The organism is Fusobacterium sp. IOR10 (assembly GCF_010367435.1).
GTDB lineage: Bacteria > Fusobacteriota > Fusobacteriia > Fusobacteriales > Fusobacteriaceae > Fusobacterium_B.
In genome coordinates, this window is sequence record NZ_WJWY01000037.1 from 1 (window position 1) to 13,976 (window position 13,976).

Below are 13,976 nucleotides of genomic sequence, written 5' to 3' on the forward strand. Positions count from 1 at the left end.
AGAAATAGAATTTTAATTTATAGCAATTTAACAAAAATAAAAATTCCTTCAGCATAAAGCTGAAGGAACAAAAACATTATTTATTTTTTTATTTTTCTCCACCAACACCAGTTGACAAAGAACCAATAAAAAATGCTACCTTAGGTAGTATTTTTTTATTTTTCCAATATTTTAATTTTATCACCAATTTCTTTTTTAAAGTTTTTATATAAATAAAAAGCAACTAAAAATCCTCCAGTATCCCCTATTATTTGAGTACCAGGTAGTCCGTAAAAACCTATTAATTTAGGAAGAACTAATATAACAGGAATAAAGAAAAATCCTTGCCTAGATGATGTTGTTAAAAAGGCATAGAATCCTTTTCCTAAACTTTGGAATAAAGTAGTTATAATTATTTGGAAACCATTAAGAGAAAAAGTTAAAGCAGAACCTCTTAAAAACAAACTTCCATAATTAATTATATTTGGATCTTTTGTAAATAAAGCAATTAAATATTTAGCAAAAATAAAGAAAACAACTGATGATATTACTGAAAAATAATTTGCTAATTTTAAAGTATAGCCAATGGATTCCTTAACTCTTTGAAATTTCTTAGCCCCATAATTATATGCAACTATTGGTTGTAAAGCTTGACCTAGTCCAAATAAAACAAAAACATTTAGAGAATTTATTCTCATAGCTACTCCTAAACCTGCAATGGCCTCAGGACCAAATAATGAAGCAGCAGAATTAACAAGGGCAACAGCTAAACTAACAAGTATTTGTCTTATAAATGATGGGAATCCCATTGTTAATAGCTCTTTAAACATTTTAAATTTAAAACTAACTTCTTTAATTTTAAATTTAATTATTGAATTGTTTTTCAAATAAAAACTTAACAAAAATACAGTTGATACAAATTGAGATAATCCAGTTGCTATAGCAGCCCCAGAAACTCCCAAATGAAAATGAAATATAAATAAGGGATCTAAAATAACATTAACAAGGGCTCCTAAATTTAGAGCATGCATACTATATTTAGCATTTCCTTCTCCCCTTATACTATTGTTAAGGGCCATATTAAGAGTTGTAAATGGAGCTGCAAGAAATATCCATCTTATAAAGTTTTTAAAGTAGATTTTTAATATTCCATTTATTCCAAAAATTTTAGAGATAAATTCAGTATTGAAAAATCCAAATATTCCAATTACTATTCCAACAAAAAAGGTGAAAACTATTACTGTGGAAAAAATAGAATTAGCTTTGGAGAACTTTTTTTCTCCTAGGGTTCTAGAAAGTAAAGCTCCAAGTCCAATTCCAAGTGTTAAAGCAATGGCAGTGATTATCATAATTGTGGGGAAAGCAATTGATACAGCTCCTAAGGCATAGGGATCATTTAGCTTACCAACAAAAAAAGTATCCACAATATTGTAAATAGCATTAACTAACATACCAGTGATGGCTGGAAAAGCCAAGGATTTAACAAGAATTGGTATAGGTTCTGTTTCTAATTTTAAATTGTTTTTCATATAACCTCCATAGTTAATATATATTCTTATATAATATAAAAAAAACAAAATTAATGCAAGAATTTATTTTATAAATAATGTATAAATGATATAATAATTTAAGATTAATAAAGAATTAAATAGGGTAGGTACTTAATGAATAAAAAAGCAGAAAAAATAAGAGAATTACAGGAAAAAATAAAGAAATATAATGAATATTATTATAGTAAAAATGAAAGTTTAGTTTCAGATGTGGAATATGATAAACTTTTAAAAGATTTAGAATTATTAGAGGCTGGAAATGAACAATATAAAATTTTTGATTCTCCAACTTTGCAAGTGGGATCTAGTTTAAGTAATACCAAATTTAAAAAGATTCAGCATAAAAAACCAATGTTAAGTTTATCTAATAGTTATAATGTAACAGATATTGATAATTTTATAAAAAGAACAGAGAAAAGTATATACAAAGAAATGAATATTGAAAATAAACTATCTTATATTTTAGAAGTTAAGTTAGATGGTCTTTCTATCAGTGTTATATATAAAAAAGGAAAATTAGTTCAGGCAGTTACAAGGGGAGACGGGAAAATAGGAGAAGATGTAACGGAAAATGTTATGCAGATAAAATCAATTCCACATTTTTTAGATGAGGATATTGATTTAGAAGCAAGGGGAGAAGTTGTCTTACCTTTAAGTAAATTTATAAAAATAAATAAAGAAAGATTAGAAAATGGTGAAGAAGTTTTTGCTAATCCTAGAAATGCAGCAAGTGGAACTCTTAGGCAGTTAGATGCTAAAGTAGTAAAAAAAAGGGAACTAGATTGCTATTTTTATTTTATAGTAGAACCTTTAGAATATGGGTTAACTACTCACAAGGAAGTTTTGGAATTTATAAAAAATAAAGGGTTAAAAACAACAGATATTGGAGAAAAAATTTCAACTGTGGAAGAATTAGATGAAAGAATAAAATACTGGGAAAAGGAAAAAAATAAATTAGACTATGAAACAGATGGAATGGTTATAAAGGTTAATGAAATTCAATATTGGAATACTTTAGGAAATACTACAAAAAGTCCAAGATGGGCAATTGCATATAAATTTCCAGCAAAACAAGTGTCAACTAAGCTGCTTGATATAACTTGGCAAGTTGGAAGAACTGGTAAAGTAACACCTGTTGCAGAATTGGAAGAAGTAGAAGTTTCAGGAAGCCGTGTAAAAAGAGCAAGTTTACATAATTTTGATGAAATATTAAGAAAAGATATAAAAATAGGTGATAGGGTATTTATAGAAAAAGCAGCGGAAATTATACCTCAAGTGGTAAAGCCAATAAAAGAAATGAGAACTGGAGAAGAAAAAGAAATTATAGCTCCAGAAGAATGTCCAGTTTGTCATAGTAAATTGGAAAAAGAAGAGGGATTTGTTGATTTAAAATGTACAAACAAAAATTGTAGTGCTCAAGTACAAGGAAAAATAGAATATTTTGTCTCTAGGGACGGAATGAATATAATGGGATTTGGTCAAAAAATAGTTGAAAAGTTTTTAGAGTTAGGCCTAATAAAAGATATTACAGATATTTATAATTTGAAAAATTATAGGGAAAAATTAGAGCAAATAGAAAAAATGGGTGAAAAAAGTGTTGATAATATTATAAATTCAATAGAGGAAAGTAAAAAAAGAGATTATTCTAAAGTATTATATTCCCTTGGAATTCCTGAAGTTGGGAAATTTTTAGCTAATTTACTTGCTGAGAAGAGCAAAAATATTGATAAACTTATAAATATGGAAAAGGAAGAACTGATAGAAATAGATGGAATAGGAGAAAAAGTTGGAAACTCTGTATATAATTTCTTTAGAAATGAAGATAATATTTTAGTTGTGAATAAATTAAAGGATTATGGAATAAACTTTTCTTTAGGAAAAGAGTCTAAGATAGAGAAAAATATATTTGAAAATAAAACCTTTCTAGCTACAGGAAAGCTAGAACATTTCACCAGAAATGAAATTAAAGAAGAAATAGAAAAATTCGGCGGGAAAAATTTATCAGGGGTAAGCAAAAAATTAGATTTTTTAATTGTTGGAAATGATGCAGGAAGCAAATTAAAAAAAGCTAGGGAAATTCCCACAATAAAAATTATAAGTGAGGAAGAATTTTTTCAAATGGTGAAAAATAAAAATGAAAACTAGTCTATAAACATCTTTTAAAATATGTTGAGTTTGACTAGTGAGTATTTATTGTGATAGTATTTATATTACTAAGATGAAAATAAAAAATAGAGGGGAAATTTTAATATGATAGGTAATTTATTAAAGGGAATTTTTGGCACAAAAAATGACAGGGAAATTAAAAGAATTTCTAAGAGAATAGTGGGAATCAATGCACTAGAAAAGGAATATGAAAAATTATCAGATGAAGAACTAAAGGGTAAAACTAAAGAATTTCAAAATAGGTTAAAAGCTGGAGAAACATTGGACAGTTTGTTAGAGGAAGCCTTTGCAGTTGTAAGGGAAGGGTCAAAAAGAGTTTTAAATATGAGACACTATGATGTTCAACTTATTGGTGGGATAGTTCTTTATGAAGGAAAAATTACTGAAATGAAAACTGGAGAGGGAAAAACATTAGTTGCAACTTGTCCAATTTATTTAAATGCCCTTACTGAAAAGGGAGTACATGTAATAACTGTAAATGATTATCTTGCAAAAAGAGATAAGGAACAAATGGGTGAGCTTTTTGAATTTTTAGGTTTAACAACAGGAGTTTTAGTTAGTAATCTTCCTAATAATGAAAGAAAGGAAGCATATAACTGTCATATAACTTATGGGACAAATTCTGAGTTTGGTTTTGATTATTTAAGAGATAATATGGTTGGAACATTGGAAGAAAAGGTTCAAAGAGGTTTAAATTTTTGTATAGTTGATGAGGTGGATTCAATATTAATTGATGAAGCAAGAACACCTTTAATAATTTCTGGAGCAGCAGAGAATACTTCAAAATTATATGAAACATTTAATCAAGTTGCAACTATTCTAGAAAGAAGTAGAGAAACAGAAAAAATAACTGATATAAAAAAGAAAAAAGAAATGAATATTCCAGATGCAAAATGGAAAGATTACGAAGTTGATGAAAAAACTAAAAATATAGTTCTTACTGAAAAGGGAGTAAAAAAAGTTGAAAAAATGTTAAATTTAGAAAATCTATATGCTCCTGAAAATATAGAATTAACTCATTATCTAATGCAATGTTTAAAAGCTAAAGAATTATTCCAAAGGGATAAGGACTATTTAGTAAAAGGTAGTGACGTTGTAATTATAGATGAATTTACAGGTAGAGCCCTTGAGGGAAGAAGATATTCAGACGGTCTTCACCAAGCTATTGAAGCAAAGGAAGGGGTTAAAATAGCTGGGGAAAATCAAACCCTTGCATCAATAACCCTACAAAATTATTTTAGAATGTATAAAAAATTATCAGGAATGACAGGAACAGCAGAAACAGAAGCATCTGAGTTCATGTTTATATATGAATTGCCAGTTGTTATTATTCCAACTAATAAACCTATAATTAGGAAGGATAATGGAGACATAATTTATAAAAGTGAAGAAGAAAAAATAGAAGCTATTGTGGAAGAAATTAAAAAGCTTTATGAAAAAGGTCAACCAGTGCTAGTTGGAACAATAACAATTCAAGGATCAGAATTATTGTCAAATGAATTGAAAAAATTAGATATTCCTCATAACGTCCTTAATGCTAAATTTCATGCTAAAGAGGCAGAGATAGTTGCCCAAGCAGGAAGATATAAATCAGTGACAATAGCTACTAATATGGCTGGTAGAGGTACTGATATAATGCTAGGTGGAAATCCAGTATTCATGGCTAAAAACGAAGCTAAAAATGATGAAGAATATAGTGAGTTACTAAAAAAATATACACTTCAATGTGAAAAGGAAAAAGAAAAAGTATTATCTTTAGGTGGATTATTTATACTAGGAACAGAGAGACACGAATCTAGAAGAATCGACAATCAACTTAGAGGAAGATCAGGAAGACAGGGGGATCCAGGGGAATCACAATTTTATTTATCCCTAGAAGATGATCTTATGAAATTATTTGGTTCAGACAGAGTTAAAAGTGTTATGGAAAAATTAGGAATTCCAAAGGGAGAACCAATAACTCATAGGATGATAACTAAATCAATAGAGAATGCTCAAAAGAAAGTTGAATCTAGAAACTTTGGTATTAGAAAATCTTTACTTGAATTTGATGATGTTATGAACAAACAAAGAGAGGCTATTTACTCAAGTAGAAACGAAGCTTTATCTAAAAAAGAATTAAAGGATACTATTCAAGATATGCTTAGGGGCACTATTGAAAGTGAAGTAATTTCAAGATTTGTAGGAGAGTACAAAGAAGAGTGGGATATTAAAGGTCTTGCAGAATTTTTAGAAGAAAAATATAATTATGAAATAAAAGACTTAGAAGAATATAAAGCCTATGGAATAGAAGACTATATAGAAAAATTATTTAAGGAGATTCAAGAAAAGTATCAAGAAAAAGAAAAGGAAGTAACTCCAGAAATAATGAGACAAATAGAAAAGTATGTTCTTTTGGAAGTTGTAGATAATAGATGGAGAGAACATTTAAAGGCTTTAGATGGATTGAGAGAAGGTATTTATTTAAGATCATATGGTCAAAGGGATCCAGTTGTTGAATATAAATTAATTTCTGGGGATTTATACGCTAAAATGATTGAAACAATAAAAGTTGATACAACTTCTTATATGTTTAAAATAGTTGTTAAAACTAAAGAGGAAGCTGAAGAGGAAGAGAAAAAATATGGAGGGCCTGATAATCCAAATGGACCTTGTCCTTGTGGTAGTGGGAAAAAATACAAAAAATGTTGCGGTAGATAATGGGAGGTTTTTCTAATATGAAAAAAATATTAATTTTATTATCAGTTATAATGTTAACTGCTTGTACTTCTCTAAAAAATAAAGAAGTACAGAAACAAAAATTTACTAAGGAAAATATGAAAAATTGGGGAGAGACTATTTCTAAAGAAATAGAAAATAAAGCTTATATTTCTGATCTATATGGAAACGAAAATCCAGTATATTACTTAAGAAAAACAGGTAAAATGTCAGAAAAACAATATGACTTTTTAAAGGGTCTTTCAACAAAAAAAGATATAACAGCTGAAGATAGTGAAAAATTTGAAAATTTAGTAAGTAAATATGTATCTAAAATAGATAGAAAATTTTATTTAAAGGATAACAATTTAAAAAATCCTAAGGGGTTAGTTCAAAAAATGGTTTCAGATTCTTATTTAAGAATGGAAAATCCATCTAATCATATAGAAAACACAGTTGCCATGGAAGAAGAATGGGCTAAAATAGTTGAGTTTTCTAAACAAAAAGATTTAAATGAAAAAGATGTTAAAAAATTAAGAAAAATATTAAATAAATTTATAAAGAGAAGAGAATTCTTTGATAGTAAAAGTTGGTATGGAGCTGAAGTTTCACAAAGGGTTGAAGAATTAGTAGACCTATCTAAAGTAGCTATAAAATCAAAAAGAGATATAAATAATATAAACGCAAAAGCATTATACATTGCTTATCCAAATTATTTTTCTCCATTGGAAAATTGGGATAATTAGAATAAAATGATACTCAAGGCTGTTTCTTTTTGAAGCAGCCTTGTTAATATTAATAAAGGAGAAATTATGGATGATAAAATAGTAGCAGATTTACATACTCATACAGAAAATTCAGATGGAACATATTCAGTTGAAGAATTAATAAAAGCAGCAAAGGAAAAAGGATTAAAATCCATAGGAATAACAGATCATGATATAGTAAATGGTCTTTTTAATGTGGAAGCTTTATCAAAAAAATATAATATAGAAATTATTAAAGGTATAGAAATGTCGTGCAATTTAAATGGAAAGGATGTACATATTTTAGGATATGGTTTAAATATAGAGGATGATGATTTTAAAAAAGAATTAATTAGAATAAAAAAAATTAGAGAAGAAAGAAATGATAAAATAATAGAAAAATTAAATAAACTAAAATTAAATGTAACTTTAGATGAGTTAAAAACTATAGCTAAAGGTGATATAATAAGTAAAGCTCATTTTGCAGATTTAATGATAAAAAAAGGTTATGTTTATACTAAAGGAGATGCTTTTAAAAATTATTTAGGGAAATCAGGATTAGTTTTTGTAGAGAAAAAAAATTATAAACCAATAGATGCTGTGAAAACATTAAAAGCCAATGGAGCTTTAATATCTTTGGCACATCCTAAACTAATTGGTGCAAATGACAATGAAATAGAAAAATTAATTATAGATTTAAAAGAATTTGGATTAGAAGGTTTAGAAGTTAATTACTATAGTTTTGATAAAAAAGATAAGGAAAAATATATTAAATTAGCAAATAAATATAATTTAATCATTACAGGGGGTTCAGATTTTCATGGGGAAAATAGAGTTAATGTTACCTTGGGAGAAACTGGATTAAATGAGAAAGAGTATTTAGAATTTAAAAAAAGTTTAAAAAACAAGTGAAAAATGGTAAAATTGGATAAAAGAATTTAATTTAGGAGGCAAAAATGATAATAGTAACAGGGGCAGCAGGATTCATAGGTAGTGCTTTTATATGGAAATTAAATGAAATGGGAATAAATGATATATTAGCAGTTGATAAAATGGAAACAGAGGATAAGTGGCTTAACTTAAGAAAAAGAGATTATGCAGATTGGATGGATAAAGATAATCTTTTTGAGTGGTTATCCAATGAAGAAAATGCAAAAAAAATAACAGGAGTTGTTCATTTTGGAGCTTGTTCAGCAACAACAGAAAAAGATGGAGATTTTCTTATGAGCAATAATTATGAGTATACTAAAAATTTATTTAAATTTTGTACAAAATACAATATAAATTTTGTAAATTCATCTTCAGCAGCCACTTATGGAGCTGGAGAATTAGGATATAATGATGACATTACTGTTGAAGAATATAAAAAACTAATGCCTCTTAATAAATATGGATATTCTAAAAAATTATTTGACGATTGGTCTTTTAAACAATTGGATAGTCCAAAGCAATGGGTAAGTTGTAAATTCTTCAATGTTTATGGACCTCAAGAATATCATAAGGGAAGAATGGCTTCAATGGTTTTCCATACATTTAATCAATATAAAGAAAATGGTTATGTTAAATTATTTAAGTCTCATAAGGAAGGATTTAAAGATGGGGAACAATTAAGAGATTTTGTATATATTAAGGATGTTGTAAACATGCTATATTATTTTTTAACAGAAAAAGTAGAATCTGGAGTATACAATGTGGGAACTGGTAAAGCTAGAAGTTTTAAAGATTTATCAATAGCAGCAATGAGAGCAGCATCTAAAGATAATTCTTTAAAAGAAGAAGATGTGATTAAATTTGTTCCAATGCCAGAGGACTTAAGAGGGAAATATCAATATTTTACAGAAGCTAAAATGGAAAAATCAAAAAGAGCAGGATATTTAGATAAATTTTATTCTTTAGAAGAAGGGGTTTATGATTATGTTGTGAACTATTTATCTAAAGAAGATAAATACTTATAGGGGGACTTATGAATCCTTTTTTACTTGTTATAATTCTTGGTATAGTTGAAGGTATTACTGAATTTTTACCAGTTAGTAGTACTGGGCATATGATACTTGTTGAGAAATTTATAGATTCACCCTATGTTTCAAAAGCTTTTATGGATAATTTTTTAATAATAGTTCAGTTTGGTGCTATTATTTCAGTTATATTATATTTTTGGAAAGATATTCATCCCTTTGTTAAGTCAAAGGAAATTTTTAAAGAAAGAATGTCCCTTTGGAGTAAAATAATAGTTGGAGTTTTACCAGCAGGAGTTATTGGATTATTAGCAGATGACTATATTACTAGGGTTTTTTTAGGAAACACTTTTATAGTTGCTTTAATGTTGATTTTCTATGGTATTATTCTTTATTTCATAGAGGACAAAATAAAGAAAGTTAGAAAAATTAATTCTATTGGAGAAATATCTTATAAAGTTGCATTTATAATTGGTTTTTTCCAATGTTTAGCAATGATTCCAGGAACTTCAAGGTCAGGGGCTACAATAATAGGAGCCTTACTTTTGGGGCTTTCAAAGGGAACAGCTGCAGAGTTTTCTTTTTTTCTAGCTATTCCAACAATGATGGGAGCTACACTTTTAAAATTAATGAAAAGTGGTTTTAGCTTTACTAGTTTAGAATGGGAGTTATTAGCAGTTGGCTTTATAATTTCTTTTATAGTTGCTTATTTAGTGATAAAATGGTTTATGGAATACATAAAAACTAGGACTTTTAAATTATTTGGTATTTATCGTATAGTGCTAGGAATTTTAGTACTTATTTTATTGAATTTATAGTTGCTATTTTAATGGAGGATGGTATTTATGACTGAAGAAACTTTTTTTAAGATTATAAAAAAAGGGAGGGATATTCAAGCTTCAGACATACATTTTCTTGTTGGGGAATTTCCAGTTTTAAGAGTTAATGGAAATTTGATAAAAATAGAAAATTATAATAAATTATCAAATGAGAACATGTTGGAAATTTTAAATTTCACATTAAATGACAATGAGAAAAATAAATTAGAAAAAGAAAAAGAAATTGACTTATCAATTAAGGATAAAGAGGGTAATTGTAGAGTAAATATATTTTATGAGAAGAATAAAATTTCAATGGTTATAAGAATAATTAAAAATTATATTCCAAGTTTAAAAGAATTAAATATAAATGATAAGGTTTATGATTTTTTAGATTCTAAACAGGGGTTATTAGTTGTAGCAGGGAAAAGTGGTAGTGGTAAAAGCACTACCATAGCCTCCATCATAGAAGAGTTTAATAAAAACAAATCATATAACATATTAACAATAGAAGACCCTATAGAATATATATTTGAAAATAAAAAAAGTATAATTAGGCAAAGGGAAATAGGAGAGGATGTTACTAATTTTTCATCAGGTCTTAAATCTTCTCTGCGTCAAGATGCAGATATAATAATGGTAGGGGAACTAAGGGATTTAGAAAGTATTGAAATGGCTATAATTGGTGCTGAGACAGGGCATTTAGTTATATCAACTCTTCATACAACAGGAGCTGTTGATACAATAGATAGAATTATTTCAACATTTTCAAATGAAAAAAAAGAATTTATTCAAAAACTATTGTCCAATAATTTAATAGGGGTAATATATCAAGAATTTATTGAAAGTGTTAATCAAGATAAAAAACTAAAAGTTCCTTTATGTGAAATGATGTATGTTAACAAGGGAATTAGTAATCTAATAAGAACAGGACGTACAAATCAAATAGCTTCTTTTATAGAAGTTAGTGGAAGAAAAGGGAGTCTTAATAAAAGGGAATGCTTAAAATTTCTATATAAAAATAATCAAATAGATACTAAAGTATATGAAGAATATTTGAGAAAAATAAAAAAAGAAGAGATTTTGTAGGAGAAAAAATTGGAAATTAAATTAGATTTTAAAAGTAAAGAGAATACTATAATAGAGTTTAAAAGAATATTATTAAATGATATTAATATAGAAAATTTCTCAGTTAAAACTTTAAAAGAAAGTGAAGAAGAAATTTCACTAGAAATAAAAGCAGATGAATTAAAGAAAGTTTTCACTTTAAAAAATTATACTAAAAATATGATAGATCAAAAAACAGTAATGGCAAAGGCAGGGTTATTATTATTATTTGAAAAAAAATATCCATGGGGAGCCTTGGTAGGAGTGAGGCCCACAAAATTAGTAAGAAGATTTCTTCTTATGGGATATTCCTTTGAAGAAATAGATGAGATATTGAAAAAACTATACTTTGTATTTCCAGAGAAAAGAGCATTATTGTTAGAAGTTGTGAAAAAAGAAAATGAGTATTTAAATGATAAAAGTATTAATATGTATGTTGGGATTCCATATTGTCCAACAAGATGTAAATATTGTTCTTTTGCTTCCTATGAAATAAATAGTAAGTTAGGTGGATTTTATAATCAATTTGTTGAGACTTTAATAGAAGAGATAAAACTAACTGGAGAAATGTTAAAGGGGAAATCCTATAATATAGAATCTCTATATTTTGGTGGAGGAACTCCAAGTATTTTAAAAGAAAAAGATTTAAAGAATATAATACAGGCCTTGTATGAAAATATTGACTTAAGTAAGTTAAAAGAATTTACATTTGAAGCTGGAAGAGAGGATACTTTAAACTTAGAAAAATTAAATATACTAAAGGAAATGAAGGTGGATAGGATTAGTTTGAATCCTCAAACTTTCAATGAAAAAATATTAAAAGACTTAAATAGAAGTTTTAACAGAGAACATTTTGATGAAATGTTCAAAGAAATAAAGAAATTAGGTTTTGTTATTAATATGGATTTTATAATAGGGTTACCTGGTGAGAAAGTTGAAGATATTTTAAGAACTTTGGATCAAGTAAAGGATTATGAAATAGATAATTTTACAATACACACACTAGCTATTAAAAAAGGATCAAAATTACTTAAGGATAATTATAAAATAGGAGAGATTGAAAATGAAAAGATACAATGTAAAATAAAAGAAATAACTACTTTAAAAAAACTATTTCCCTATTATCTTTATAGACAAAAAAATACACATGATTGGGGAGAAAATATAGGTTATTCTCTTTTGGGAAAAGAATCAATATTTAATATTGAAATGATAGAAGAAAACCAATCTACAATAGCCCTTGGTGGTGGTGGAATTAGTAAGAAAGTAATGAGAATAGATAAAACAAGATCATCAATAGAAAGATATATAAATCCTAAAGATCCATATATGTATATTTGTGAAATGAAAGAAAGGATAAAACAAAAAAATAAACTTTTTGAATTTTAAACTTGGAGAAGGTGATTTTTTGAATATAAGAATAAAAAGAATTTTTTATATTTTTTTTGTAATATCAGCAGTAACTTTTGCAATAAGTTCTAAATACAAAGTTAATTACAGTGATTCTTCCTCTGGAAAGCTTGATATAAATATAGCAACTAAATCTCAAATGCTAAATGCTGGAGTTGCTCAAAGCTATGTTTATAAAATTTTGGAATTTAGAGATTCAGTTGGTAGAATATGTGATATTGATGATTTAGATAGAGTTAGCGGAATTGGTAAAAGTACTTGTAATAAATTAAAAAAATATTTTTTAATAGATAAACTTCCAGAATATAAACTTTTACATATAAATAGTGCAACTGATGACACTTTAAAATATTATGGTTTAAGTAAGAAACAAATTAAAATTCTTAGGGAGTATCTAGAGGAAAATGATTTAATACTTGATAACAGAGGAATAAAAAAAATATTAACTAAAGAACAATATGAAAAATATAAAGATATAATAAGATATAATTAATCAAATATTAGGAAGGTGATATATAGTGGAAAGTCGAATGATAAGAGGGACAAGTAAAAATGCAAGATTTTTTATAGTAGACTCAACAAAAATAGTGCAAGAGGCTTTAGATATACATAAATGTAGTCCAACAGGAATAAATGCTTTTGGTAGATTTTTAACAGCAGGGTTAATTATGGGTGGAACATTAAAAGGTGATGACTTACTTTCTATAATTACAGATACAGATGGGTTAGTTAACCAAATGGTAGTTACAGCAAATGGAAAGGGAGAGGTTAAGGGATATTTAAATAATCCAACAGCAGATTTGCCATGTAAACAATTATCAAATAAGGCAGATGTAGCTAATTTAATAGGAAAAGGAACCCTTAGAGTTATTAAGGATATGGGGTTAAAGGAACCTTATTCTGGACTTTCTGAAATACTATCTGGAGAAATTGCTGAGGATATTGCATATTATTATGTAACTTCAGAACAAATTCCAACTGTAATTGCTTTGGGAGTTGAGCTATCAGATGAAAAAACAGTAAAAGTAGCTGGAGGATATATGGTTCAGTTATTCCCAGATGCAGATGAAAAATTTATAGATTTATTAGAGAAAAAAATAAAAGCTATGAGAAATGTAACAGAGCTTTTAAAGGGTGGAATGGATTTAGAAAGGATAGCTAAACTTATTTATGAAGATATGGATGATGAAAACTATGAAAAATTAATAGAACCTTATGAAATATTAGAATCAAAGGAAGTAAAATATTTCTGTAATTGTAATAAAGAAAAATATTATAAAGGACTGATTGCTTTAGGAAAAGAAGAATTAGAAAAAGTTTTAACTGAAACAAATGGTAAGGTAGAAACAGAATGTCATTTTTGCGGTAAAAAATATGAGTTTTCAAGGGAAGATTTAAAAGAATTTTTAAATAACTAAAATAAAAAGGTTCTTTGTCAACTGGTGTTGGTGGAGAAAAATAAAAAAATAAATAATGTTTTTGTTCCTTCAGCTTTATGCTGAAGGAATTTTTATTTTTGTTAAATTGCTATAAATTAAAATTCTATTT

Annotated in this window: 11 protein-coding genes; 10 read left to right on the forward strand and 1 reads right to left on the reverse strand. The window is 27.1% G+C overall.

Going from position 1 to position 13,976, the window contains the following annotated elements; translation table 11 throughout:
* Positions 1-155 precede the first annotated feature (155 nt).
* Positions 156-1,508, reverse strand: coding sequence for an MATE family efflux transporter (locus GIL12_RS08885; protein ID WP_163470128.1), 1,353 nt, complete (start codon positions 1,506-1,508; stop codon positions 156-158).
* Positions 1,509-1,643: 135 nt separating this feature from the next.
* Between GIL12_RS08885 and ligA the strand changes: the two genes are divergently transcribed.
* From ligA to hslO, 10 genes are all read left to right on the forward strand, one after another.
* Positions 1,644-3,674 carry an NAD-dependent DNA ligase LigA gene (gene ligA, locus GIL12_RS08890; RefSeq protein WP_163470129.1) on the forward strand — a complete coding sequence of 677 codons (2,031 nt, stop codon included), beginning with the start codon at positions 1,644-1,646 and terminating at the stop codon, positions 3,672-3,674.
* Between the two features lie 105 nt (positions 3,675-3,779).
* Positions 3,780-6,395 carry a preprotein translocase subunit SecA gene (gene secA, locus GIL12_RS08895; protein ID WP_163470130.1) on the forward strand — a complete coding sequence of 872 codons (2,616 nt, stop codon included), beginning with the start codon at positions 3,780-3,782 and terminating at the stop codon, positions 6,393-6,395.
* A 17-nt stretch (positions 6,396-6,412) separates the two neighbouring features.
* Entirely contained in the window at positions 6,413-7,138 is a 726-nt protein-coding gene (locus GIL12_RS08900) for a hypothetical protein (protein WP_163470131.1), read from the forward strand.
* A 66-nt stretch (positions 7,139-7,204) separates the two neighbouring features.
* Positions 7,205-8,050, forward strand: a complete 846-nt coding sequence (locus GIL12_RS08905; protein ID WP_163470132.1) for a PHP domain-containing protein — start codon at positions 7,205-7,207, stop codon at positions 8,048-8,050.
* Between the two features lie 44 nt (positions 8,051-8,094).
* Positions 8,095-9,093 (forward strand): ADP-glyceromanno-heptose 6-epimerase, encoded by a 999-nt coding sequence (gene rfaD, locus GIL12_RS08910; RefSeq protein ID WP_163470133.1) that lies wholly within the window; start codon positions 8,095-8,097, stop codon positions 9,091-9,093.
* 8 nt (positions 9,094-9,101) lie between these two features.
* On the forward strand, positions 9,102-9,911 hold the full coding sequence (locus GIL12_RS08915) for an undecaprenyl-diphosphate phosphatase (protein WP_163470134.1): 810 nt from the start codon (positions 9,102-9,104) through the stop codon (positions 9,909-9,911).
* 27 nt (positions 9,912-9,938) lie between these two features.
* The gene (locus GIL12_RS08920) at positions 9,939-11,000 is read left to right on the forward strand and encodes a type IV pilus twitching motility protein PilT (protein ID WP_163470135.1); all 1,062 of its coding nucleotides are present in this window, start codon (positions 9,939-9,941) and stop codon (positions 10,998-11,000) included.
* A gap of 9 nt (positions 11,001-11,009) precedes the next feature.
* Positions 11,010-12,407, forward strand: a complete 1,398-nt coding sequence (locus tag GIL12_RS08925) for a coproporphyrinogen III oxidase (protein ID WP_163470136.1) — start codon at positions 11,010-11,012, stop codon at positions 12,405-12,407.
* Positions 12,408-12,426: 19 nt separating this feature from the next.
* Complete coding sequence (locus tag GIL12_RS08930; protein ID WP_163470137.1) at positions 12,427-12,921, forward strand: helix-hairpin-helix domain-containing protein; 495 nt, start codon at positions 12,427-12,429, stop codon at positions 12,919-12,921.
* A gap of 37 nt (positions 12,922-12,958) precedes the next feature.
* Entirely contained in the window at positions 12,959-13,846 is an 888-nt protein-coding gene (gene hslO, locus GIL12_RS08935; RefSeq protein ID WP_163470138.1) for an Hsp33 family molecular chaperone HslO, read from the forward strand.
* Positions 13,847-13,976: the final 130 nt, after the last annotated feature.

Excerpts from the sequence above, each read along its gene's own strand:
- GIL12_RS08885 (WP_163470128.1), bottom strand. The coding sequence starts at position 1,508 with ATGAAAAACAATTTAAAATTAGAAACAGAACCTATACCAATTCTTGTT.
- ligA (WP_163470129.1), top strand. The coding sequence starts at position 1,644 with ATGAATAAAAAAGCAGAAAAAATAAGAGAATTACAGGAAAAAATAAAG.
- secA (WP_163470130.1), top strand. The coding sequence starts at position 3,780 with ATGATAGGTAATTTATTAAAGGGAATTTTTGGCACAAAAAATGACAGG.
- GIL12_RS08900 (WP_163470131.1), top strand. The coding sequence starts at position 6,413 with ATGAAAAAAATATTAATTTTATTATCAGTTATAATGTTAACTGCTTGT.
- GIL12_RS08905 (WP_163470132.1), top strand. The coding sequence starts at position 7,205 with ATGGATGATAAAATAGTAGCAGATTTACATACTCATACAGAAAATTCA.
- rfaD (WP_163470133.1), top strand. The coding sequence starts at position 8,095 with ATGATAATAGTAACAGGGGCAGCAGGATTCATAGGTAGTGCTTTTATA.
- GIL12_RS08915 (WP_163470134.1), top strand. The coding sequence starts at position 9,102 with ATGAATCCTTTTTTACTTGTTATAATTCTTGGTATAGTTGAAGGTATT.
- GIL12_RS08920 (WP_163470135.1), top strand. The coding sequence starts at position 9,939 with ATGACTGAAGAAACTTTTTTTAAGATTATAAAAAAAGGGAGGGATATT.
- hslO (WP_163470138.1), top strand. The coding sequence starts at position 12,959 with ATGATAAGAGGGACAAGTAAAAATGCAAGATTTTTTATAGTAGACTCA.